Raw genomic sequence first — 22,868 nt, forward strand, 5'->3', positions numbered from 1 at the left:
CGGCGATCTGTTCCCGTTACTACGATCGAGCGGTGGCCGGAGCTTTCAGCGCGAGTGAGGACCAGAACCGGCGCCTGCTGCGTGCCAGGGACGCGATGGACCGTGATTTCGCCCGGCCGCTCGACGTGGCCGCGCTGGCGCGGATCGCGCTCATGTCTCCGTCCCACTTCACGCGCTCGTTCCGCGCCACGTTCGGCGCGACCCCGCACCGCTACCTCCAGCGCCGCCGCATCGAGCGCGCCACGGCGCTGCTGCGGTCGCCGTCGATCACGGTCACCGACGTCGCCGCCCGGGTGGGGTTCGACAGCCTCGGCACGTTCAGCCGCACGTTCCGCGCCGTCGTGGGGTTCTCGCCGACCGAATACCGCGAGCGGACCCGCCCGGTCGCTGCCCCGAGCTGTTTCGTGCGGGCGTGGACCCGAGTCGTTTCGGATAAGCCGTCGTCGTCGACGCCCGGCTAATGTCAGCGGTATGTTCACCCGCGTAGCCATTCACTCCGTTCCGGTTCTCGACCAGCAGGAAGCACTCGACTTCTACGTCGGCAAGCTCGGTTTCGAGGTCGCCGCCGACGTCGATCTGGGTTTCATGCGCTGGCTCACCGTCGCGCTGCCGTCCGAACCCGAGCGGGAGCTGCTGCTCGAGGTGCCGGGACCGCCCGCGCTCAGTGACGAGGTCGCCACGCAGGTCCGCGACCTGGTGACCAAGGGCGCGCTCGGGGTCGCGGCCATCCTGCACACCGACGACTGCCAGCAGACCTACGAGACGCTGTCCGCGCGCGGCGTCGAGTTCACCGAGGAGCCCACCCAGCGGCCCTACGGCATCGACTGCGCCCTGCGCGACCCGTTCGGCAACCACATCCGGATCACCCAGCCGGCGTAGGGGAGCGCGGCGCTGTGCCCGCCCGCGATCCGGGCAGGCGCCGGCCTCAGGAGCCGAGGAACTCCAGCAGGTCGGCGTGCAGTCGGTCGCGGGCGGTGTCGGGCAGCGCGTGGGCGCCGCCTTCGTAGACCCTGAGCGTGGCGCCGTCGATCAGCTCCGCCGACCGCTTGCCCCCCACCTCGAAAGGCACGATCTGGTCGTCGTCGCCGTGGACGACCAGCGTCGGCACGTCGATCCGCCGCAGGTCGGGCCGGAAGTCGGTGGCCGAGAACGCGGCGATGCACTCGTAGGCGGCGCGGTGCCCACATGCCATGCCCTGCGCCCAGAACGCGTCCCGGAAGCCCTGGGCGACGTCCTGCCCGCGGTTGTGCCCGAAGAACGGCCCGTCGGCGAGATCCCGGTAGAGCTGGCCCCGGTTGGTGGCCTCCCCGCGTCGCAGGTCGTCGAACCCCGAAGCCGGCAGTCCCTCGGGGTTGTCGTCCGTGCGCAGCATCAGTGGAGGCACCGCGCTGACCAGCACGAGCTTGGCCAGTCGGCCGGTTCCGTGCCGCCCGGCGTAGCGGACGATCTCACCGCCGCCCGTCGAGTGCCCGACGAGCGTGGCGCCCCGCAGGTCGAGGCCGTCGATGAGCGTCGCGAGGTCGTCGGCGTAGGTGTCCATCTCGTTGCCGTGCCAGGTCTGGCTCGACCGGCCGTGCCCGCGCCGGTCGTGCAGGACGGCGCGGTAACCGTGCTCGGCGAGGACCCGTGCCGTGGCCTCCCAGGCGTCGGAGTTCAGCGGCCAGCCGTGGCTGAGCACGACCGGCGCTCCGTTCCCGTAGTCGCGGTAGAAGATCTCGGCGCCGTCGGCTGTGGTGACGAAGGGCATGGTGGTCTCCTGCGGTGGGGATCGGCTGCGCGAGAGGACTACCCTTCGCTCCGCCGTCAAACCAGCCGCCCTGGGCGCCCTCAGATCCCGTTCAGTTTCGGCACGATGGTGGCCACCGTCTTGTACGCCTCGATGACGAGCGGGATCTCCCTGCCGAAGTGATTCACCAGCACCACCAGGAAGTTCACCAGGTTCTTGAGGTTCTTCAGATGGAAACGCAGGTTGGACAGCTCCTCGAACGGCGGCTTGTAGAACGACTTCGCCGCATAGACCGCGAGCTGGCCCGCCGCCTGCGCAGTGAGGTCCCGCGCCGCGTTACGGACGCAGTTGACCAGGTCGCCGGTGGCGCCGACGATGATGCTCATCGTGTGCGCGAGGTTGGCGGTGGCCTTCATCGCCTCGATGATCGTGTTGGCGGTGTCCCGGTAGGCAGCGCCACCCGCGCCGTCCCAGCCGCCCGCGCCGTGCTGGAGCGCCCGGGTGTAGTGCTCCGCGAGCCGGTTCCACTCGTCGCCGACGTTCTTCCAGGTCTTGCTCGCCGCCTGGATCACATCGGGATTGCCTGCCAGGCCATCCAGGATGAGCTTGAAGGGTTTGAGGTGTTCCATGGCCCATCCCGCGAGCCAGCTGACCCCGGTGCCGAGGGGATCGCCGACGAAACCGGCCGCGTCGGCTCCGACGGAGGTGATCTGCCCCATCATCTCGCCGTAGTTGCGCTCACCCTCGTTTTCGATTTCAAGCAGGAGATCCCAGGTGTTTCCGGCGATTCCCGCGCCCTTGAACACATTCTTGTCGTCCATGTTCGTCCACGGGCTTCCCACTCCGGGGTGGTAGTCCTTCCAGTCCCAGGACGTGCCCTTCTCGATGAGACCGTTACTCGCGTCCGAGGGCAGGTCTTTGCCGATCTCCCGCAGAACGTGCGACGTCTGCTCCTCCGAGCGGACGTAGCGGTCGACCGCGCTGGTGAGCGATCGTGCCGCCGAGTCCACGGCGTCGGACAGGGCACGGGCGGTGTCTTTCGCCTGCTGCTCTGCGGGGTCCAGCGCCAGCCCGAAGCTCTGGCAGTTCGTCCCGTACGCCAGTGACAGTCCGATCGGCGCCGCCTCGTCGGTCGCCGCGACCAAACGGTCGATCGGTTGTTGCAGCTGAGCCACGGCGCGGGCATGGGAAAACAGCTCGTCGGGATCGATTGTGTAGCCGTGAGGTGACGACATTCGTGGCTCCCTGACTCATCTCGGGGTTCGCGACAGGACCGGTCGACCGTTCCAGTCGTCGTCCGGGTCGTCACCGTCGTTCCCGGGGCCGCCGATCCTGCGCCGGCCCGGAGCCGAGGTCTGGACCTCCGGCGCGGGTTCGTCCGGGGCGGGCGCGGGGAACGCCTGATGCGCGTTCGCCACCAGGTGCTCCGTCAGGGGATCGCCCGGTGCTGTGGCGCGCAGAATGCGCTCGACCTCGCGGGCGATGCCCGCCTGCGCTCGCTGCACGCACGACCGGACGGTGTCCGCGATCTCGCGGGGCGACAGGGTGTTGATCTGGTCGGTACAGCGTACGTCCAGCACGTTGCCGTCCGATCCCACCGTGACCTCCATCGCGCCGCCGGGCGATCGCTCGGTGGCGGTCAGCGCGTCGATCTGCCGCCGCGCTTCGGTGAACTGCTCATCCCGTCTCACGGCGAGCTCGACAGCGTCCTCGACTTGCCGCATCGACTCGTCGGCGGCCATCCCCCTCACCGTGAACGGTGGCCGCCCCGAATCGTGATACCCGCTCATGACAACGTCTCCCCCCGGTGTGTCGGTGCGCTCGAAGGTTATGCGGGATCTCCCGGTGCCGTGACGGCCGTTCGACCCACAACCGGCGTACTCGGCGGCTTCGGCGGACTGGCCCACAGGCGGTGGCCACGGTGGGAGACTGCGGTGATGAAGCGGGGTGACTCCGGTGATGTCACCGAGCAGGAGGTTCTGCGGCGGGGGCGCCGCTACGCCACGGTCGTGCGCGCAGCGGTGCTCACGTGTGTCACGCCGGTGGCAGCGCACCAGGCCCCCGCGGCCACGGAACTGCTCGCGCTCGCCGTGGCTGCCACGCTCGCCGCGTGGAGCGCGATCGCGGTCTGGCGTGGACCACGCCGGTGGGTCGTCGTGACCGACGTCGCCGTACTGCTCGTGCTCTGCCTGGCTCAGCGATGGCTCGTCGTCCCGGAACTCGTGGGCGACAACGCGAACTGGGTGATCGCCACGGTCGCGATCACGGTCGTCGCGCAGCAGTGGTATCTGAACCAAGGCGCCAGGCTTCTGGTCACACTTGCCGTGCTGGGCGCCTGCCTCGCGGGCAACGTGGTGGCAGCTCCGTCAGCGCTGCCGAACGCTGTCACGCTCGTGGCGTGGTCGACCGCCGAAGCCGTGCTGTCGTGGGGACTGTTCCTCGTGGTGCGGGCGGGCGCGCGCGCCGCGGACAGGGAACTGACCGGCGGCGAGCGGGCACGTCGGCGCGCTGCCGTCGCCGCGGCCCGGCGGACGGACGAGCAGGAGTACCTCGCCATGTTGCACGACACCGCCGCGGCTACGCTGCTCGCCGCAGGCACCGCCGGTCAGCCTGATCGCTGGATCCGGGAGCAGGCCGCCCGCGACCTGGCGGTGCTCCGCGACCAGGGGAGGACCCCGGCGACGCGGCCGGACCATGAGGATCTGGTCCCGTCGCTCCGCGCGGTCCTGGGCGAGGCCATGGTGGACGCCGAGCTGACGTCACCGGCGCACGTGACCATGCCTGCCGCGCAGGCGGAGGCCATTCGCAGGGCCACGTCCGAGGCACTCGCGAACGTCGCGGGCCACGCCGGAGTGACCACGGCGTCGGTGACCGTGAGCCAGGTCGACGGTGTGACCACGGTGGAGGTGATCGATCGCGGTCGCGGCTTCGTGCCCGCGCGGGTGGCGCCGCACAGCCGTGGTGTGGCGTATTCGATCGTGCGGCGGATGGAACTCGTGGGAGGGCAGGGGACCGTGGCCAGCGCGCCCGGCCGGGGTACCCAGGTGACGTTGCGATGGCCCGGTGAGTGACGTCGAATCGCGGCTGGTGGCGGTCCGGCTTCGGCGGGCGCTCCGGCTCGCGACCCTACTGGTGGCCGCAGGCACCCTGTACGGGCTGACCCTGCCCTGGTGGTTGTCCACCGCCCCGGAGGATGCCGGAGGTGCTCGACTGGTCTGGGCCTTCCTACTGCTCACCATCGTCGCCGCCGTCACCGGTGTCCTGCTCCTGCGAGCACGGCTGTACGGCGGAACCCGGTGGGTTCTGGTGGCCACGGTCGTGACGGCGGCCGTGGTGGCGGGAACTCAGCTCCCGTACGGGGTCGCAGGCTGGTTCGCGCTGGTGCTCCTGCTCGACCGGGGCCGGATCGCGACGGCGTTCCTGCTGGCGTACTCAGCTGCCCGGCTCGTGCAGACGGTCGTGGCAGGGCAGGACGTCACCGGGATGGTGGTGCTGACCGCGCTCGTCCTGGGTTTCCAGCTACCCGTCGTGGCGGCGGGCACGATCTTGGAGCGCGTCGCGGACCAGGCCGCGGCTGCCCGGCGGAGCCGGGAGGACCTGCGCACCGCCGAAGTGGTCGCCGAGCAGGTGCATGAGAGCAGGCTGTCGCGGTTCGCCCAGCTCTCCAGCACCACGGTTCCGTTGCTGGAAGACCTGGCCTCGGGGGCGGCCGACCTGTCTGACGGCCGGGTCCGCGCGCGGTACGCCGTGGAAGCGGCGAAGCTGCGACGGTTGTTCGCCGAGAGCGACGAGACGGCCGACCCGCTGTGGCACGAACTCACGGCCTGCGTGACCCTGGCGGAGCGACGCGGTGTGGCGTTGCACTTCGCCGTGTGGGGGGACCGGCCCACGCCGCCCCTGCCCGTGCGCCGGGCGATGACCGAGGTGGTGCTGCGGGTGACGTCGGTGGCGGTCTCGGAGGCGCGGGTCACGCTGCTGGGCGGGCCGGAACACGTCTCAGCCGGCGTCGTCACGCAGGTGCCCTCGGAACTCGTGCCCACGATCGCCGACGCTGTCGAAGGCGTACCCCTTGCGGTGACTCAAGTCGTGGAAGGGACCAAGGTATGGGTGGAAGTGACGTGGCGCGTACCGGACTGACCACGGTCGCCGTCGTCGACGACCATCCCGCGATCGTCGCGGGGATCGAGTCGTGGTGCGCGGCGGCCGACCCGCCCGCCCGCGTACTGGCCGCCGGTGCCACCCCGGGCGTCGCGTGGACGGGCCCCGGGAGCGAGGCCGATGTGGTCGTGTTCGACCTCATGCTGTCCGGTTCGGTGCCGCACTACGGAGATCTGCGGCGGCTGGTCGACGCCGGCCGCCACGTGGTCGTCTACACCATGAGGGAGGACCGGGACGCCATCCTCACGTGCCTCGACATCGGTGCCTTCGCCCACGTGGCGAAGACGGAAGGCGCGGCCCACCTCGTGCACGCGGTCCACGCCGCCCGGGGACACGTGCCCTACACACCACCGGCGATGGCCCGCGCGATCTGCACCGACACCAGACCGGGCCGCCCTGCTCTGACGCCCCGCGAGGTCGACGTGCTGGTCAACTGGTTCGCCTGCGAATCGAAGGAGATGGTCGCGCGCAAGCTCAACCTGTCGGTCCGCACAGTGAACAGCTACATCGACCGCGTGCGCGTCCGGTATGCGAACGCGGGACGCCCGGCCCGCACGAAGGCGGCACTGGTGGCCCGCGCCATCCAAGACGGGGTCGTGAGTCTCGAGGACCTGTAGCTCAGGCGGGTGCGGTCCGGGGCGAGTCGTCGAGGCGATTCGTGCGCAGCGCCCACCGCTCGAAGACTATCGTGCCGAACGGCGGGATGCTGGCCAGCAGCGCGAACACCGTGGTGCGGCGGTCCCACCGCAGCCGGGTCCGCACCCACAGGCACACCGCGACGTAGCCGACGAAGATCGCCCCGTGGATCGGCCCGAAGACCTTCACCCCGAGCTCGTCGCCGACCACGACGTACTTGAAGAACATGCCGATCAGCAGGCCGGCCCACGAGAAGGCCTCGGCCAGTGCGAGCAGGCGGAAACGTCCGGCGGGGCTGCGGAGCACGAGGCTCTCCCTTCGTTGGGCGATTCGTCGCCATTGTGGTGCAGGACGCGCCGTCGGGGTGCGGCGGGTGCGCGGGGCCGCGCCGTGCGTGGCGACTGGCAAACGTGTAACCGATGCGTTACGCTTTCCGCATGGACAGGGTCGCGGGTGCGATAGCGGATCCCGTGCGCCGGGACATCCTGGTGATGCTGCGACACCGGCGACACTCGGCGGGGGAGATCGCGGCGAGCTTCGCGATCAGCAGGCCCGCTGTCTCGCGGCATCTGCGCGTCCTGCGCGACAGCGGGCTGGTCCGCGACGAGGTCGTGGGCAGAAGCCGCCTCTACGAGATCGATCCACGGCAGTTCACCGACCTCGTCGAGTGGCTCGCGCAGTTCGCCGAGCCGCTCGGCTGGCAGCACCGGCTCGACGCGCTGGAGACCGAAGTCCGTCGTACGCGCCGCGAACGCCTCGCACGTGACCCCACCGCGAACGGAGAGGAACACACCGCATGAGACCCGTGCCCACCGGCCGACTGTTCCGTACCGCCACCGGCGGCGACCTGGTGCTGTCCCGCACTTTTCGTGCGCCGCTGACCGATGTCTGGGCCAGCATCACCGAACCCGAGCGGACCGCGCGCTGGTTCGGTCCCTGGGAAGGCGAGGCGGCTCCGGGCCGGACGCTCAGAGTGCGGATGGCGTTCGAAGAGCAGGCGCCCTGGTGCGATCTTCGGATCGACGCCTGTGAACCTCCGCGACGACTGGCCGTCGCCATGCCCGACGAGGCCGGGACCTGGCGCATGGAGCTTGTGCTGTCGGAACGACGTGGTGCGACCGAACTGCGCCTCGTGCAGCATCTGGACACCGACGAGGGTCTCGGCGAGATCGGCCCCGGCTGGGAGTACTACCTCGACCTGCTCGTCGCTTCCCGGGACGGTTCCCCTCGGCCCGATTTCGGCGAGTACTACCCGGCCCTGAAGGGGTACTTCGACGGGTTGGTCGCGTCACCGGCGACCTGACCAGCCCGCCGCGAGGGGTCGTCAGACCGTCAGCAGGACCTTGGTGGCGCGGCGCTCGTCCATCGCCTCATAGCCCCGCGCGGCGTCCTCCAGCGGGAGCGTGAGATCGAAGACCCGGCCGGGGTCGATCGCGCCGTCCCAGACGAGCTGGATCAGCTCGGGCAGGAACCGGCGCACCGGAGCGGGTCCGCCGTGCAGGTGGATGCCGGAGAAGAACAGCTGGATACCGCGCAGCGTGACGTCATAGTTCACGCCCACCATGCCCAGGTGTCCACCCGGGCGGGTGGCGCCGATCGCCTGCTGGGTGGCTTCCTGCGTGCCGACGGCCTCGATCACGCTGTGGGCGCCGAGCCCGTTCGTCAGCTCCTTGATCTTCGCCACACCGTCGGCGCCGCGCTGCTCGACGATGTCCGTCGCGCCGTAGTAGCGGGCCAGCTTCTGCCGCTCGGGATGCCGGGACATCGCGATGATCCGCTCCGCGCCGAGTTGCTTCGCCGCCAGGACACCCATCAGCCCGACCGCGCCGTCACCGACGACCGCGACGGTCTTGCCCGGGCCTGCCTCGGCGGCGACGGCACCGAACCAGCCGGTACCGAGCACGTCGGAAGCGGCCAGCAACGACGGGATCAGCTCCGGCGCGGGCTGCCCCGGCGTGGCGACCAGCGTGCCGTCCGCGTGGGGGATACGGGCGCGCTCGGCCTGCGTCCCGATCGTCTGTGCCACGAACTCGGCGTGGACGCACTTCGACTGGTAACCGGACCGGCAGATCTCGCACGTGTTGTCGGAGATGACGAACGAGCCGACCACGAAGTCGCCGACCTCGATCGTCTGTACCCGGTCGCCGACCTCCTCCACGACGCCGACGTACTCGTGCCCCATCACCTGGTGATCGGCCGGTTCCACACCGCGGTAGGGCCACAGATCAGACCCGCAGATACAGGTCGCCGTCACGCGGATGATCGCGTCCGTGGGCTCCACGATCGCCGGGTCGGGTCGCTGTTCCACCCGGACGTCGCCCGCGGTGTGCAGCACTACTCCACGCATGAGTTCCTCCTCGCTCCGGCGCCGGTCCTGGCGCCGAGAACCAGGAGACCTGAAACCCGCGCCACTGGGAGGGGACAGCAGCCCCCGGCCGCGCCGCGCTCGCCACGCACGAACGCGCCTGCCTCCAGTGTGCGGGCGCGAGGCCGGTCGCGTGCCTTCTGGTGTGCGCGATGGCGGGACACCTCACAGCAGCGAGACGAACACCGCCTTGGGCCGCGTGTAGGCGTTGATCCACTCGCGTCCGCCGTCGGCTCCGACGCCGGACGCGCCGAACCCCCCGACCGGGGCGGACACGTCCTGCATCCCGTAGACGTTGGCCCACACGGTGCCCGCCCTGAGGCGTTGCGCGAAGCGGTGGACGCGGTGGACGTCCGAGGCCCACACACCGGCACCGAGGCCGTAGCGGGTGTTGTTGGCGAGCGCGAGCGCGTGGTCCTCGTCGTCGAACGCCGTCACCGCGAGTACCGGACCGAAGACCTCCTCCTGGGCGAGTGCGGAGTCCGGGTCGACGTCGGTGAACACCGCGGGGGTGATGCCGTATCCCGGCCCGTCCGGCACGGCACCGCGCAGGACCGGCGTGGCGCCCTGCTGCTCGGCCACATTCAGGTGCTCGCCCACCCGGCGTCGTTGCTCGGCGGAGATCAGCGGGCCGATGTGGGTGCCCGGGTCCAGCGCTGAGCCCACCGTGAGTGACGTCATGGAGTCCACGACGCGATCGACGACCCTGTCGTGGATCGACCGCTCCACCAGGAGCCTGCTCCCGGCGCTGCCGATCTGCCCGGCATTGCGCCACACCGCCACCGCGGCCGAGTCGGCGGCGCGATCGAGGTCGGCGTCGGGGAACACGATGTTCGGGCTCTTGCCGCCGAGTTCCATCAGCATCGGCTTCCCGGTGGGCGCGGCGAGTTCGCGCAACCGAGCCCCGGTTTCCGGCGAGCCGACGTAGGTCACCGTGTCGATTCCGGGGTGACGCGCAAGCGCGCTGCCGGCCGTCTCGCCGTCGCCGGTCAACACGGTGAGCACGCCCGGTGGCAGTCCGGCCTCCAGTGCGAGTTCACCGAACCGCACCGCGCTGTACGGGGCCCGCCGTGACGCCTTGAGGATCACGCAGTTCCCCGCCGCCAGCGCCGGTGCCACGCGGGCGGCGACCGTGACCAGCGGCTGGTTCCACGGTGCCAGCACCGCGACGACGCCGACGGGCTCGCGCACCGTGTACGAGTGGAAGGTGTGTACGAGCGGGTTGAGCTCGCCGTACAGTTTCGTGGGCCAGCCCGAGTAGTGGTGGCAGACGCCCGACGCGGCGTACACCTGCAACGGCGCCTGGGCGATCGGGATTCCCGCGTCGAGCGCCTCCCACTGCGCGAACTCGTCCAGGTGCTCCTCCAGAAGCTGCCGAAGGGTCTCCAGCACCAGCGACTTCTTGCCGGGATGCTTCGCCGACCACCGGCGATCGGCGACAGCCTCGCGGGCGAGCGCGACCGCTCGGTCGACGTCCTCGGCGTCGGCCGCGGCGACGTGCCCGAGCACCGCGCCGGTCGACGGGTTCTCGACCGCGAGCGTGGCTCCCGCCAGCGCGGGGACGTCCGTCTCGTCGCCGAGCACGAAGCCGGTCGGCCCACCCGCGAGCCGGTCGCGCACGACGGGGAGCATGTCGATCGTCGCCATCGGACTACGCCGCCACGGTTGTCGGAGCGATCCCGGCCGCCCCGGCGAGCTTGTGCCATTCCGACAGGAACAGCATCTTCGGTTCCACGTCGGGTTCGTGCCCCGCCGACTGCCCGATCATGAACTGCACCTCGACGGCGTCGGCGTGGTGCTCGACCTCGTGGGTGACGAAGTTCAGCAACGCGAGGTACGGCACCGTGAGCTGCATCCGGCGCGGATCGTCGAACCGGTCGGCGAGCTGGAAGAGCTGGGAGATCGCGTCGAACAGCGCCTTCTCCAGCCGCCTTCCCGGGTGCCACACCATCTGCAGGGCCCGGCGCTGGACACCGACCGAGTGCTCCCGCCACTCGGTGAGCGCACCGTCGGCGAGGGTGCTGCGGTACAGGAGGTTGAAGTCGTGCCTGCCCGGTGTCGGCGCGAAGAAGCGCCAGTTCGGGATGCCCATCGCCGTGGGGTCGACCTTGGTCTGGATCCAGTGTGGTTTGTCCAGCTGCTGGAAGACCGTCAGGCCCGCCCAGCCCGCCAGCAGCCCGTACAGGCCCCAGCGGCCCGCGGTGCGCCCGTAACCGCGTCCCATCACGCACTCCTCGCCTTCCGTGCTTGTGCCGTGCTGTGCGACACCGTCCAGTCGATCGCGGCACCGACCTCGGCCGCGTGGTCCGCGCGCATCACGATGTTGTCGTGGTCGGCCTCCGCCAGCACCACGTGCCTGCTGACGTCCGATGCCGCCGCCAGGTCGGCCTGGAGCTCACCGTGCTTGCTGTCGCCGACATCCGTCTTTCCCGCCGTGACCACGGCGATCGGCAGTGATCTCGGCAGCGTCGCCGTGCGGAGTTCCTCGCACCAGGCGTCGAAGGTCCTGATCTCGCGTACCGCCGCACGCCACGGTGCCGGTCGTTCCATCAGTCGATGACCGCGCGCGGCCTCGTGCTCCGGCAGGTCGTCGAGGTCCGACACGGCCACGCGCGACGGCTTCCGGCCGGAGAGCGTGCGCCAGAACAGTGAGCCCATGGCGTGCTCGGCCATCGGCATCGCGTCGCGTTGCGCGGAGGATCTGACGAGCTGATCGGGATGTGAGGAGTCGACGAGAACCAGGCCCGCGATGTCGTGCGACCCTGCCGCCGCGAACGACATCGCCAGCAGCCCGCCGATCGAGTGCCCGATCAGGACGTAGGGCGCGGGCAGGTCGTGCTGGGTTAGCAGCTGGGCGGTGAGCTCGTTGATCTCGCGTGCCGACCGGCGCCTGCCGTCGTCGCCGCTCCAGCCACAGCCGGGGCGGTCGGCGGCCAGGTAGCTGTACCGGTCGGCGATATCGCGCAGCACCCAGGACCATTCCGTGCAGGCGCACGCCAGTCCGTTCTCGAACACCACGGTCGGGCCGTCGCCGCGATGGATCAGTGCGTGGAGTGGCAGGCCGTTCACGTTGGTCAGGACGCCCGGTTCGCCGGACGGCCGGCTCAGCCGGGACAGTGCCGTGGCACCAACGGCGGCCACGGTCGCGCCCGCGGCGATCGCTGACGCGCCGATGCCGAGCCCGCGCGCGAGACGTGTGGTCATGTCCCGGCCCGTTCCCGGATCGCGTCGCGCGTGAAGTACGAGACGGCCGGGTAGGTCGCCACGAACGACCAGAAGAACCGGTTGAGTCCCATGAACTTCGCGTTGCTGACGTGGAAGAGCATCCCGCTGAGGAAGAACAGCCGTGCGATCGGCTTCGGCATCAGCAGGACCAGTGGGAACGCAGCCTCCGCGAGCATCACCGACCATGCCATCAGTTTCGTGAAGCCCGGGCGGTCCTTGATGAGGTCGTAGAGGAACTTGTCACCGTAGGTCTGGGTACGGAAGATGCCGGTGAGTGCCTCGCCGCTGCGCCACACCGGCGACGTCAGCTTGACGCTGCCCGACGTGAAGTACGACAGGCAGCTCTGGAAGGCGATGAAGGCGAGCGCGTACTCGCGGGCCTGGCGGTCGTTCGGGAACAGCTTCTCGAGCGTCGCGACCGCGTAGTTGATGAAGGCGAAGTGGTCCGATCCGTCGAGACCGTAGTTGCTGCGCACGTTGATCGCGGCTCCGGTGCCGGTCATGCCGGCCAAGGCCACCGCCCTCGTGCGACGGTTTCCCCCCGTCAGCAGACCGAGCCCGCTGATGAGGCGGGCCCGCATGACGTGGACGAACTGTGGATGGGACAGCAGCCTGTCGAGGTGTCTGTAGTACCGCCGGTGCGAACCGGGAAGTCTCGTGCGGTTCACCGGCCAGCTGAGCAACCCGTTGTCGTCGTACTTGCGACGTTGGACGAGCTGTTCCAGTGCGCCGATCGTGGAGCCGACCGCCGTCAACCGCTCGACCCTGCTGAACGCGCGGTCGATGTCGTCGACCGGTCGCCGCCGGGCCGTGATGTGCTTCATCACCATCGATTGTTCCCAGTTCGTCTCGTGCCAGTGGTGGACCGGTGACCGGCCCACGCGAGTGACACTGTGGTCCCCGCGTGAGCCGGTACCGTTCGCATCTCGCGATCAGCGACGGACACCGTTCTGGCGGATGCTCAGCAGTTCCGTGCCGGACTTGCCGCTCAGCGCCTCCGGGTTGATCTCCGGGTTGGTGTGGTTGCCGACGTAGTCGGTCACCGCGTTGCCCGCCTGAAAGACCGCGGTTGCGGCCAAGGTGACACCCGCGGTCGCGGCGACCCAGGCAGCGCTCAGCGCCGGAGCTGCCGGCTCGTCGCGCCGCAACGGAAGCAGCTGGCCCTCGTGTCCGGCCTGTGCCGCCTGAGCGGCCTGCTCGACCTTGTTCATCCAGTCCTCCTGACTTCTCATGGAACCCCCACGGAGAGGGAAACGCCATCACCGTATTCGAGGCGCCGCCGCGGTCACATCAGTCAAACCACTGAGTCCGTGGGCCGTTCGACAGGATGAAAGGCCGATAGGAATATGGCACGAGGTTCTTCGTGCTCGTCGTAGCCTGCCGAGGTGGACACCAGAAACTGTGTTCGGGCGGCCGTCCCGGCGTGCTCCTGCTCGGCGACATGCGCGAGTACCGTCAGGTACGGAACGCTGACCTGCACCGACTCGATCGGTCTTTCCGGGTCCGCGTGGCACTCCTCGACGAACCTCGAGAGTTCCTTCGCGATGTCGAAGACGCATTTCTCGACACGCCGATGTGGATGCCAGAACGCGTGCGTCAGTTTTCTCTCCTCCACCGAGGAGATTTCCTTCCACGGCGCCAGCGAACCGTCGGCGAGCTCGTCCCGGTACAGCAAATGGTAGTCGTGGATTCCCGGATGAGGGGCGAAGAAGCGCCAGTCCGGAATCAGCAGGTACAGCTTGTCCCACGCGCTGCGCCGATCCGCGTCGCGGAACAGTTTCTGGCCCGCCACACTCAGCGCCAGCCAGCCGCCGAGTACCGTGTACACCGCCGCGCGCGCAGCCTTCCGCTGTCCCCGCACGTCACGCTCCTTCTGCTACGAGGTCCTTGCCGAGCGCCTGCACCACCGCGCCAGCGACGTGCGGGCTGAACCGGCCGTCGGTCACGAGTTCCAGGTTCGTCGCCTCCGGGATCACCATCAGCCCGGATCGGGTCGAGGAGGCCGCGAGCTCCTGCTGCATCCGCAGCCTGGCCTGGTCGTGCTCGACATGCGGTTGCGACACGACGACCAGAACCGGAACCCGGTGCGGCGGCCAGGCATCCGGCGCGGCGGGCCGGGAGTGCTTCCACGCCACCAACTCCGCGAGCGCCGTCCGCCAGTGCAGCGGCCGCTGCAGATACCGGTACGCCGCCTGACGTTGCTCGTCGGGCAGCGCGTCGAACGCCACGAAGCGCGCGTGCTTGCCCGGCCGGGCGAGGGTCATCAGCAGGCTGCGCTGCAGTTGTGTCTCCAGGTAGGCCATCGCCCTGCGCTGGTGTACCAGGCGCAGCAGCTCGTCGGAGCGCCACGCGTCGGCGAGCACCATGCCGGCCACCCGGTCGGTGCGCGTGCGCGCGAACTCCTCGGCGACGAGTGCACCGTAGGCGTGCCCGACGAGCACGACCGGACCGTCGACCCGCAATGCCGTCAGCAGGTCTTCGAGCTCGTCGGCCCGGCGTGGCACCGTCGCCTCCCGCCCGTTCCAGCGCACGTTGCCACGGTCGTAGCTGATCGTCATCGTGTGCTCGGCCACCGCCTGCCGCACCCGGGTCCACACCTCCAGCGGGCACCCGAGCGTGCTCAGGAACACGACGGTCGGGAGGTCGCCGGAAACCCCCTGCACGAGTGCTCGCAGCCGCCGCCCACCGGCCTCGACCGGCCTCGGCGACGTGCTCGGTGACATGCTTGGGGACATGCCGGCGGTCATGATCCGGTCCGTTCTTGACGGCCGAGCCCGCGAGCGCAGTACTCGATGGCCGGGTAGGTGCTGACGAAGGCCCACACGAACCGGTTCAGTCCCATCGCGACGGCGTTGCCCGTGTGGAAGCACAGGCCGACGGCAAGCAGAGCGCGTGCGAGCGGTTTGGGCGCCAGCAGTACCAGGGGAAACAGCGCCTCGCCGCCGATGGTCGCCCACCCGATCGCCCGGTTGAGGCGAGGCTTGTCCCGCAGGAACCGGAAGAGATCGTCCTGACCGAAGATCCGGGTACGGAAGATGTCGCGAATCGCCGAACCGTCCCGCCACACGGGGGAGATCGCCTTGGCGGAGCCCGCGATCCCGTACGACAGGCAGGATTGCGCGGCGATGAACCACAGACAGGCTTTCCTGGCGCGAGTGTCCGACCCGGCCAGATCGGCCAGGGTCAGCGCGGTGAGCGTGAGGCTCAGCAGGACTTCCGAACCGTCCGAGCCGTATGGTGAGCGCAGGCGCATCGCGTGGCTGGAGCCCGCGAGGTAGGCTTTCGCGGCACGTTTACTCCTGCGAGGCTTGCGACCAGCGAGGACGGTACCCGCCGAGAGCAGGCGAAGCCCGTGCAGTACGCGCAGTCCTTCCTTGTCGAACACGACGTCGAGCACGCGCCCCGCGCGGCCGACCATCCACGGAAAGCGCGTTCGCGCCACCTGCCAGTTCAGCAGTGAGCCGCGGTCGAAGTCGCGGATGGCGGTCAGAGCCTCCATGGAGGACACTCCGGCGCCCACGGCGGCGAGCCGCTCGACCCGGCGCAGGACCGCATCGATCTCGGCGGCGTCGGTGCTGCCGGAATGCGGCACGACGGCCTTCGCAACGTCAGGCATGATGCCCCTCACTGGTGTGCGCGGCGCCGATCGGGTGGTGCGACATGCCAGGCGAATCCGGGTAGCGCACTGTCAACCAATCGAACCGGCGCGGAAGTTGAGCAGCTCTTCCGCCGAGCCGTGGGCGGGCAGACCAGCCGACGAGACGTCGCTGGAGTGGACGCTCTCGCCAGCATCACCGATGCTGCCCGTGGCGAACACCGTGCAGGTGGCGGTGGTCGTGGTCAAGGTCGTGGCCGTGCAGAGCACCGGTGCGTAGACCTGATTTGCTTCAAGCGGTGCGAGGCCTTGGCCGGCCTTGCTGTTGGCGAATGCCGCGGCAGCGGACATGAAACTTCCTCCTTGGTGGATGACTGGCCCCTCACTGATGTGTGGGGGCCGACCCGGTGGTGCGATGACGGACATGCCAGGCACCACCGGGACGGCGCACTGTCAGCCGATCGAACCGGCGCGGAAGTTGAGCAGGTCCTGCGCCGAGCCGTGGGCGGGCAGACCAGCCGACGAGACGTCGCTGGAGTGGACGCTCTCGCAGGCATCACTGATGATGCCTGCGGTGAAGACCATGCCGACGGTTCCGGCCAGCGTCGCGGTCGTGGTCGAGGTCGTGCAGAACACCGGTGTGTAGACCGGGCTTGCTTCGAGCGGTGCGAGGCCGTGGTCGGCCTTGCTGTTGGCGAATGCCGCGATAACGGACATGGAGGTTCCTCCTTCGTGGATGACTGACCCGGCGACCAGTCGATGGTCGTCCAACGGCAACGTAAGCACCGGGCCAAGGCAGGGCATCCACAAGAAAACTGATATCAACGGCCCGCGAGACCGGTACTCGCACGGTTGTCCCTCGGCCTCTTCCTCCGGTTTCCTGGCCACAGCACATCGCACGGATTTCGAGAGGGAGCCGGCCCGTGAAGAAGCTGCTCGTGCTCACCGGCGTCGCCACCGCGCTGCTCGCCCTGTGCCGCACTGCCGGGGAAAAGAACACCTCCGCGGAGCGGTCCTCGCGGTGACGGCGGGGGAGGGGACGCTCGCGGGGAAAGCCGCGCTGGTCACCGGCGGCTCACGCGGCATCGGTGCCGCGATCGTGCGGCGACTGGCCCGGGACGGTGCTGCCGTGGTGTTCAGCTACCGGGACAACGACGTGGCCGCTCGCACCATGGTGGAGGAGGTTGAAGCGTCCGGCGGGCGCGCGTGGGCGGTGCGGGCCGACCAAGCCGATCCCGAGGCGATCGAGCAGCTGTTCACGCGAGCCGACCGGCACTTCGCCGAGGAAACGGCCGGCCTCGACATTCTCGTGAACAACGCGGGAATCGCCGTGCCGCAGGCAATCGAGTCGGCGACGGTGGAGGACTACGACCGTACGATGGCCGTGAACGCGCGGGGCACCTTCCTCGCGATGCACCACGCCGCGCGGCGGTTGCGCCCCGGTGGGCGGATCATCAACGTGTCCACGGTGAACACCGTCAACACGGGCCCCGGCGAAGCGATCTACGCGGCCAGCAAGGCGGCGACCGAGCAGTTCGCCCGGGCCGCCAGCCGCGAGCTCGGTGCGCGCGGCATCACGGTCAACACGGTGTCGCCCGGCATCACCGAGACGGATCTGTTGCGACAGAACGGTACGCAGGCGGTGCTGGACACCCTCCCGCGCATCACTCCGCTCGGCCGCCTCGGTCGGCCGGACGACATCGCCTCGGTCGTCGCGTTCCTCGCCGGGCCGGACGCCTCGTGGTTGACCGGCCAGAACATCAGGGCCGACGGCGGACTGGTCTGAACAAGCACAGAAGTACTGACCGGCAGCGCGAATCTCAGCCCGCTGATTGATTCGGCCACCCGCCCGGCCGACCTAGATTCGACGACATGAACCCTGACCGCAGTCTGGTGGGCGCCATCACGCGACAACACCTGCCGAAGGTGGGCGGCGCGGTGGTGCTCGGCCTGCTCGCCGCGGTCGCCGGACTCGCGCAGCCCGCGATGATCGGCGAGCTCATCGCGGCCGTCGGCACGAACGTGCCGCTGCTGGTCCCCATTCTGATCGTGGTCGGGCTGTTCGTCGCCGACGCCGCGCTGACGACGGCGCAGGCCTATCTCATGGGCCGCACCGGCGAGCGCATCGTGTACGACACCCGCACGGCCTTGATCGAGCGGGTGCTCCACGCCGATGTCCGCGCGTTCAGCCGGTGGCGGCACGGGGACATCCAGGCGCGGATCGTCACGGACACGTCGCTGCTCAAGATCGCCTTGGCGCAGAGCACCGCCAGCATCATCGTCGACTCGTTCATGGTGCTCGGCAGCGTGGTGCTGATGTTCGTGATCGACCCACTCCTGCTCGGCGTCACCGTGGCCTGCATGGCCGTGGCCAGTCTGGTCGCACTGGTGCTGGCACGGAAGCTGCGCAAAGCCGCCGTCCGCAACCGGACGATCGTCGGTGACCTCGGCGCCGACCTGCACCGTGCGATCGGCGCACTGAACACCGTCAAAGCGTGCCGCGCGGAGCGGCTCGAAGGCAACCGGATCGGCGGGCTTGCCGTGTCGGCCCGCCGATCCGGCGTCAGGGTCAGCGCGCTGAGCGCCATGCTCTCGCCCACGATGGGCATCGGGCTTCAGGCCTCGCTCGCGGCAGTGATCATCACCGGGATGGGCCGCGTGGCCACCGGCTCGTTGGGCCCGGCCGAGCTCACGTCGTTCATCATGTATCTCTTCTACCTCGTGTCGCCACTGGTCATGCTCTTCATGAGCATCGGTCAGCTCCAGCAGGGCAGGGCGGCGATCGGGCGCATCAACGAACTCGCCGACATCGATCAGGAGCCGTCCGTTGTGCTCCCGCCGACGCCCGCGAGCACGTCCGAGCGCGAGTCCACCGAGTTCACTGAGTCCACAGAGTTTATTGAGTCCACTGAGGATTCGGTGGAGCCGGAGGCCGTCGTCGGCAACGGAGCCGGCGTGGCGTTCGATCGCGTCCGGTTCGCGTACGGACCCGACGAGCCCACGCTGCGCGGCGTCTCGTTCACCGTGCCCGCGCGCGGGCTGACGGCGATCGTCGGCCCCTCCGGTTCCGGCAAGACGACGTTGCTGCAACTGCTGATGCGGCTGTACCCGGTGTCGGACGGGCGGATTCTGCTCGATGGCGAGAACATCGCCTCCATCCCGGTGCATCGGCTGCGCGGTCGCGTCGGCTATGTGCAGCAGGAGAGTGCGACCCTGCGCGGCACGATCGGCGACAACCTCGTCTACGGCGAGCAGCACGCGAACGCCGACGAGATCGATCGCGCGCTCCGGCTCGCCGGGCTGGACGAGGTCGTGCGCTCGCTGCCGAGGGGAATACACACCGAGATCGGGGAGAACGGGGCCGGACTCTCCGGTGGGCAGCGGCAGCGCCTCGCGATCGCACGGATGCTCATCCGGCGGCCTGCCGTGTTGCTGCTCGACGAGGCGACCTCGAACCTGGATTCGGACTCGGAACTGGCCCTGCGCACCACGCTGCGTTCGATCGCGAGCGAATGCACGGTGATCAGTGTGGCGCACCGGATGTCGACGGTGGTCGACGCGGACCGGATCGTCGTCATGGAGGCGGGCGCCGTCGGCGCTGTCGGCACCCACCACGAGCTGCTGCGGACCAGCGAGCTTTACCAGCGGTTGAACGCGATCCAGTTCCAGGGTGAGCAAGCTGCCCACGGCCTGCCGGTGTGATGCTGCCGCGTCAGGCCTGTCGCACCTCCGGCAGGGCCGAGGTCTCCCGCCGGTGGTAGTCCACCAGCCCGAACTTGTGCGCCAGCGCGGCGGCCTCGGTGCGGTTGGCGGCCTCCAGCTTGCGCAGGATACTCAGGACGTGCGAGCCCACGGTCGCTCGGCTGATGAACAGCTCCTGCGCGATGCGGGCGTTGGATTTGCCCTCCGCGAGGCAGACCAGCACCTCGTGTTCTCGTCCGGTGAGTCCCTCCAGCCGCCGGGAGGGCGGCGCCGAGATGACCTCGACCAGCTGTTCGCGATACTGGTGCAGGATCTGCGAGGAGACGAACAACTGGCGCGAGGCCGCCGCGTGCACGGCGCCGATGATCTCCCACGGCGAGTCGTTGGCCAGCACCACCGCGGAGACCCGGCGGGACAGCGCCTGGCCGATATCGTCGATGGTGTTGTCACACACCGCCACGACCTGTCGAGGCAGACCTGCCGGTACCGAACCGCCCCACAGCTCGTGCAGGGCGTGAAGATTCGAGGCGACCTGGTTGCGCATCAGCCAGGCGTCCGGCCGGTCCGGTGAAAGGTTCCTGGCCGCGGCCTCCACCGTGGGTGCGACCTGACTGATCGAGATGTTGAACCGACCGAGATCCATCGCGTGAAACCAGGAGAAGAACGGCTCCAAGGATCTGTCCGATGTTTCACTGATTATTCCCAGGGCGATCACCAAGTGTGCTCTTCTTTCTCGTGAATGCACGTCATCGAGCCGCCGTCTCCCCCGCAGTGCGACAGGCCCATCTCGGTGCGTCGTCGGCGCGGGTGGCACCGCGCCAGTTCACGGCCTGCTGCCGAATGATTCGCATGCCACTCTGCGTTTCACTCGACAGGCGGATAGTAGCCCCAACGGGTGACAGCAACAACCTCACATATCGGGCGTGAATCGATGCGCGTGACAATTGTGATACCGGTGGCTGCGCTGAATGGAGTACCTGGTGATAGCCGCTGGGTGGCGTGTTTGCGACGTCGGGGGCGGTGCTGTCCTGCGCTGATCCCGTTTGTGGGGGCCGGATTGCCGTTCGTCGATGCGGGTCGCCGACGGTGGGCAGCCGGGCTCGATGCCGCGCGATCGCCGCCGCGGCTGCTACCGAGACGCTACTCACCGGATATCCTCCGCGCGTCGACAACGGCTCGCGGGTTGTCCGCCTGGAATGTGCTCGACACCCTCGGTCCGAGCAGCTAGGAGAATAGTCGAGGAATCGATTCGCGGGCGCCGTTCGAGATCACGAAGATCTCGCGAAGATCATACGGGTCGGCTGATGCGCGGTGCGGTGACGGGCCGGGGCCGGTTGCCGGGCCCTGCCCGCAGTGCTCTACTCGAAGAGTGGGTCCGGACAGGGAGGAGCACTCCAGGGCCCAGATCGAGCACGGCCCGTGCTGCCACCCATCGGTGACAAGCCGTGGACCCGTTGTCGATAGTCGCAGGCCACACCGGTTGCGGCGCTGTGCCGTGCTGCTCGCCGAATTGAGAGGAGCACATGGTGACTTCCGCGAGCACGAGCCGTCGCCCCACACGGGAAGTGAGTCGCGACTGGCGCCGCGAGTTCGCCTACACGCTCGGCGAACAGGCCTACGTATACGGCTTCCCCTACATCTACAACGCCGAACTCCGCTACAAGTGGGTGACCCAGGACGACGCGGGGATGGCGATGCATTCCGCCGTCAATCACTTCTGGCGCGGCCGAACGCTTTTCGACGCCTCCGACCAGGAAGGCTTGACGCCGAACAACGACACGCTCTACTCGAGCGGATGGGTCGACCTGAGTACGGAGCCCGTCATCCTCTCCCATCCGGAGATGGGCGACCGCTACTTCACCTTCGAACTTGTCGGTATCACGTCCGACAACTACGACTACGTCGGCAGGCGCGCCACCGGGGCGAACGCCGGTGACTTCGCCTTGATCGGCCCGGGCTGGGACGGCGAACTGCCCGAAGGAGTGCGTCGTACGGCGACCTCGCCCAGCCCCTGGATACTGTTGCTCGGCCGGACCCTCGTGGACGGGTGGGACGACCTCCCCGCCGTCCACGCACTCCAGGACCAGTACCGGCTGACTCCGCTCCACCTGTTCGGCACGAAGGATGCCGTCGTACCGAAGCGCCGCGACGTGTTGGAAACCGTCGATGGCGGGCGGGATCCGCTAGGGCAGTGGAAGACGCTGAACGCGATGCTTGCGGAGAATCCCCCTCCCGAACACCACGAGATCCTGCTCCGGCAGTTCGCGGAGATCGGCGTCGGTGCCGGCCTCGACGTTGAGGCGCAGCCCGACTCCGTCAAGCAGGGGCTCATCGACGCCGCTGCCGCGGGCAGGCCCATGCTCGAACAGCAGCTTCTCAGCGGCGACTGGGCCAAGCTCATCAACGGCTGGCGCTACCCGCCGCCGCAGATGGGTCATTTCGGAGACGACTTCGTGAAGCGGGCCGCCGAGCAGGCACTGTTCGGTGTCGCCGCGAATGATCCGGAAGAGGCGTTGTACCTCGTCGCGTTCCAGGACTCGGAGGGTGAAACGTTGTCGACGGGCAGCTACGAGATGCGTTTCGACGCGGGGCAACTGCCTCCTGTGGACGCCTTCTGGTCGCTGACCGCCTACGACGAGGACCGCAACCTGATCGCCAATCCGATCGACCGCTACTCCCTCGGCGACCGGGCGCGGGACCTGATCACCGAACCGGACGGCAGCCTGACCATCCACCTGCGACCCGACTCACCGGGCTCGGACCGGGAACGCAACTGGTTGCCCACACCGCGACAGGGCATCTGGTTCGTGGCCCTGCGTATGTACCTTCCGCATCCGGAGGCCATCGACGCGCGCTGGCAGTGCCCGCCGATCAGGCGCACGGGGTAGGGGTAGCCTGCGAGCCGAGGCAGCCGGACGAGACCGCACCGAGGATGTTGGTTGAGCTCACGTGAGGTGGGGCGGGAAACCGCCGGTGGCGATCGGTCCCCAGCGGTCGATCTCGATGCGGATCAGCGACTTGTTCTGCCGGGCCATCGCCTCGCGATACTCGTCCCAGTCGGGATGTTCACCGGAGATGCATCGGAAGTACTCGACGAGGCCATCCAGTGCTTCCGGCATGTCCAGCACATCGGCGCGGCCGTCGACCTGTACGTACGGACCATCCCAGTCGTCGGAGAGGACACAGATCGACACACGTGGTTCCCGGCGGGCGTTGTGAGCCTTGGCCCGCTGCGGATAGGTGGAAACGACGATCCGGCCATGGGAGTCGACACCGCAGGTCACCGGTGACAACTGCGGAAAGCCGTTCGAGCGGGTGGTGAACAGCACACCCCGGTGCCGGGGACGCAGGAACTGCAGCAGCGTGTCACGGTCGACGTGTTCGGCGGTGGCGATGCGCGGCATGACGGGATTCCTGTTCGGGTCGTGGCTTTCCGTTGGCCGACTCTACCGGGCGTTGGA

27 protein-coding genes are annotated in these 22,868 nt (G+C 69.0%); 10 read left to right on the forward strand and 17 right to left on the reverse strand.

The features are described from left to right. The first annotated feature begins 95 nt into the window (after positions 1-95). Both FFT09_RS15805 and FFT09_RS15810 read left to right on the forward strand, forming a co-directional pair. Complete coding sequence (locus FFT09_RS15805) at positions 96-461, forward strand: helix-turn-helix domain-containing protein (RefSeq protein ID WP_138383235.1); 366 nt, start codon at positions 96-98, stop codon at positions 459-461. 10 nt (positions 462-471) lie between these two features. Further along, entirely contained in the window at positions 472-879 is a 408-nt protein-coding gene (locus FFT09_RS15810) for a VOC family protein (protein WP_024877728.1), read from the forward strand. Positions 880-925: 46 nt separating this feature from the next. On the opposite strand, the gene FFT09_RS15815 is transcribed toward FFT09_RS15810, so the two are convergent. From FFT09_RS15815 to FFT09_RS15825, 3 genes are all read right to left on the reverse strand, one after another. Further along, a complete protein-coding gene (locus FFT09_RS15815; RefSeq protein WP_081191139.1) occupies positions 926-1,747 on the reverse strand; it encodes an alpha/beta fold hydrolase in 822 nt (273 codons plus the stop codon). Between the two features lie 80 nt (positions 1,748-1,827). Continuing rightward, positions 1,828-2,961 (reverse strand): type VII secretion target, encoded by a 1,134-nt coding sequence (locus FFT09_RS15820; RefSeq protein WP_081191138.1) that lies wholly within the window; start codon positions 2,959-2,961, stop codon positions 1,828-1,830. A gap of 15 nt (positions 2,962-2,976) precedes the next feature. Then, positions 2,977-3,516, reverse strand: coding sequence for a YbaB/EbfC family nucleoid-associated protein (locus FFT09_RS15825; protein WP_138383128.1), 540 nt, complete (start codon positions 3,514-3,516; stop codon positions 2,977-2,979). Positions 3,517-3,663: 147 nt separating this feature from the next. Between FFT09_RS15825 and FFT09_RS15830 the strand changes: the two genes are divergently transcribed. The 3 genes from FFT09_RS15830 to FFT09_RS15840 are packed head-to-tail and all read left to right on the forward strand — an operon-like array spanning position 3,664 to position 6,501. Continuing rightward, positions 3,664-4,797 carry a sensor histidine kinase gene (locus tag FFT09_RS15830; RefSeq protein WP_138383129.1) on the forward strand — a complete coding sequence of 378 codons (1,134 nt, stop codon included), beginning with the start codon at positions 3,664-3,666 and terminating at the stop codon, positions 4,795-4,797. Then, on the forward strand, positions 4,790-5,863 hold the full coding sequence (locus tag FFT09_RS15835) for a hypothetical protein (protein WP_081191136.1): 1,074 nt from the start codon (positions 4,790-4,792) through the stop codon (positions 5,861-5,863). Before FFT09_RS15830 ends, FFT09_RS15835 begins: the two co-directional genes overlap by 8 nt. Further along, positions 5,830-6,501 (forward strand): response regulator, encoded by a 672-nt coding sequence (locus FFT09_RS15840; protein WP_081191135.1) that lies wholly within the window; start codon positions 5,830-5,832, stop codon positions 6,499-6,501. The genes FFT09_RS15835 and FFT09_RS15840 overlap by 34 nt, the downstream gene beginning before the upstream one ends. 1 nt (position 6,502) lies before the next feature. On the opposite strand, the gene FFT09_RS15845 is transcribed toward FFT09_RS15840, so the two are convergent. Beyond that, positions 6,503-6,826, reverse strand: coding sequence for a DUF3817 domain-containing protein (locus FFT09_RS15845; protein ID WP_081191134.1), 324 nt, complete (start codon positions 6,824-6,826; stop codon positions 6,503-6,505). Between the two features lie 131 nt (positions 6,827-6,957). Between FFT09_RS15845 and FFT09_RS15850 the strand changes: the two genes are divergently transcribed. Together FFT09_RS15850 and FFT09_RS15855 are read left to right on the forward strand one after the other, a co-directional pair. Next, positions 6,958-7,320, forward strand: coding sequence for a metalloregulator ArsR/SmtB family transcription factor (locus FFT09_RS15850; protein WP_081191133.1), 363 nt, complete (start codon positions 6,958-6,960; stop codon positions 7,318-7,320). Further along, positions 7,317-7,823 (forward strand): SRPBCC family protein, encoded by a 507-nt coding sequence (locus tag FFT09_RS15855; RefSeq protein ID WP_081191132.1) that lies wholly within the window; start codon positions 7,317-7,319, stop codon positions 7,821-7,823. The genes FFT09_RS15850 and FFT09_RS15855 overlap by 4 nt, the downstream gene beginning before the upstream one ends. A 21-nt stretch (positions 7,824-7,844) precedes the next feature. On the opposite strand, the gene FFT09_RS15860 is transcribed toward FFT09_RS15855, so the two are convergent. The 11 genes from FFT09_RS15860 to FFT09_RS15910 all read right to left on the reverse strand — a co-directional run bounded on the left by FFT09_RS15860 (position 7,845) and on the right by FFT09_RS15910 (position 16,422). Continuing rightward, positions 7,845-8,867 carry a zinc-dependent alcohol dehydrogenase family protein gene (locus FFT09_RS15860; protein ID WP_208544427.1) on the reverse strand — a complete coding sequence of 341 codons (1,023 nt, stop codon included), beginning with the start codon at positions 8,865-8,867 and terminating at the stop codon, positions 7,845-7,847. Between the two features lie 183 nt (positions 8,868-9,050). Continuing rightward, positions 9,051-10,532, reverse strand: coding sequence for an aldehyde dehydrogenase family protein (locus FFT09_RS15865; RefSeq protein WP_208544428.1), 1,482 nt, complete (start codon positions 10,530-10,532; stop codon positions 9,051-9,053). Between the two features lie 4 nt (positions 10,533-10,536). Next, a complete protein-coding gene (locus FFT09_RS15870) occupies positions 10,537-11,109 on the reverse strand; it encodes a hypothetical protein (RefSeq protein WP_081191131.1) in 573 nt (190 codons plus the stop codon). After that, positions 11,109-12,089, reverse strand: a complete 981-nt coding sequence (locus FFT09_RS15875) for an alpha/beta fold hydrolase (protein ID WP_138383130.1) — start codon at positions 12,087-12,089, stop codon at positions 11,109-11,111. The genes FFT09_RS15870 and FFT09_RS15875 overlap by 1 nt, the downstream gene beginning before the upstream one ends. Beyond that, complete coding sequence (locus FFT09_RS15880; protein WP_244231379.1) at positions 12,086-12,991, reverse strand: hypothetical protein; 906 nt, start codon at positions 12,989-12,991, stop codon at positions 12,086-12,088. Before FFT09_RS15880 ends, FFT09_RS15875 begins: the two co-directional genes overlap by 4 nt. A gap of 51 nt (positions 12,992-13,042) precedes the next feature. Then, on the reverse strand, positions 13,043-13,321 hold the full coding sequence (locus FFT09_RS15885) for a hypothetical protein (protein WP_138383131.1): 279 nt from the start codon (positions 13,319-13,321) through the stop codon (positions 13,043-13,045). An 83-nt stretch (positions 13,322-13,404) separates the two neighbouring features. Continuing rightward, entirely contained in the window at positions 13,405-13,971 is a 567-nt protein-coding gene (locus FFT09_RS15890) for a hypothetical protein (protein ID WP_244231380.1), read from the reverse strand. Between the two features lies 1 nt (position 13,972). After that, positions 13,973-14,857, reverse strand: a complete 885-nt coding sequence (locus tag FFT09_RS15895; protein WP_138383132.1) for an alpha/beta fold hydrolase — start codon at positions 14,855-14,857, stop codon at positions 13,973-13,975. After that, a complete protein-coding gene (locus tag FFT09_RS15900) occupies positions 14,854-15,726 on the reverse strand; it encodes a hypothetical protein (protein ID WP_138383133.1) in 873 nt (290 codons plus the stop codon). Before FFT09_RS15900 ends, FFT09_RS15895 begins: the two co-directional genes overlap by 4 nt. Before the next feature lie 72 nt (positions 15,727-15,798). Beyond that, positions 15,799-16,056 carry a hypothetical protein gene (locus tag FFT09_RS15905; RefSeq protein ID WP_138383134.1) on the reverse strand — a complete coding sequence of 86 codons (258 nt, stop codon included), beginning with the start codon at positions 16,054-16,056 and terminating at the stop codon, positions 15,799-15,801. Positions 16,057-16,158: 102 nt separating this feature from the next. Then, positions 16,159-16,422 (reverse strand): hypothetical protein, encoded by a 264-nt coding sequence (locus FFT09_RS15910; protein ID WP_081191125.1) that lies wholly within the window; start codon positions 16,420-16,422, stop codon positions 16,159-16,161. A gap of 304 nt (positions 16,423-16,726) precedes the next feature. Between FFT09_RS15910 and FFT09_RS15915 the strand changes: the two genes are divergently transcribed. Together FFT09_RS15915 and FFT09_RS15920 are read left to right on the forward strand one after the other, a co-directional pair. Then, complete coding sequence (locus tag FFT09_RS15915) at positions 16,727-17,491, forward strand: SDR family oxidoreductase (RefSeq protein ID WP_081191124.1); 765 nt, start codon at positions 16,727-16,729, stop codon at positions 17,489-17,491. An 86-nt stretch (positions 17,492-17,577) separates the two neighbouring features. Further along, positions 17,578-19,407, forward strand: coding sequence for an ABC transporter ATP-binding protein (locus tag FFT09_RS15920; RefSeq protein WP_138383135.1), 1,830 nt, complete (start codon positions 17,578-17,580; stop codon positions 19,405-19,407). A gap of 10 nt (positions 19,408-19,417) precedes the next feature. Here FFT09_RS15920 and FFT09_RS15925 read toward each other — a convergent pair whose 3' ends face one another. Then, on the reverse strand, positions 19,418-20,050 hold the full coding sequence (locus FFT09_RS15925) for a response regulator transcription factor (RefSeq protein WP_138383136.1): 633 nt from the start codon (positions 20,048-20,050) through the stop codon (positions 19,418-19,420). Between the two features lie 922 nt (positions 20,051-20,972). Between FFT09_RS15925 and FFT09_RS15930 the strand changes: the two genes are divergently transcribed. Then, positions 20,973-22,295 carry a DUF1254 domain-containing protein gene (locus FFT09_RS15930; RefSeq protein ID WP_167305385.1) on the forward strand — a complete coding sequence of 441 codons (1,323 nt, stop codon included), beginning with the start codon at positions 20,973-20,975 and terminating at the stop codon, positions 22,293-22,295. 57 nt (positions 22,296-22,352) lie between these two features. On the opposite strand, the gene FFT09_RS15935 is transcribed toward FFT09_RS15930, so the two are convergent. Further along, positions 22,353-22,811 carry a PPOX class F420-dependent oxidoreductase gene (locus FFT09_RS15935; protein WP_138383138.1) on the reverse strand — a complete coding sequence of 153 codons (459 nt, stop codon included), beginning with the start codon at positions 22,809-22,811 and terminating at the stop codon, positions 22,353-22,355. Positions 22,812-22,868: the final 57 nt, after the last annotated feature.

Source organism: Saccharomonospora piscinae (assembly GCF_005862235.1).
Classification (GTDB): Bacteria; Actinomycetota; Actinomycetes; order Mycobacteriales; family Pseudonocardiaceae; genus Saccharomonospora; species Saccharomonospora piscinae.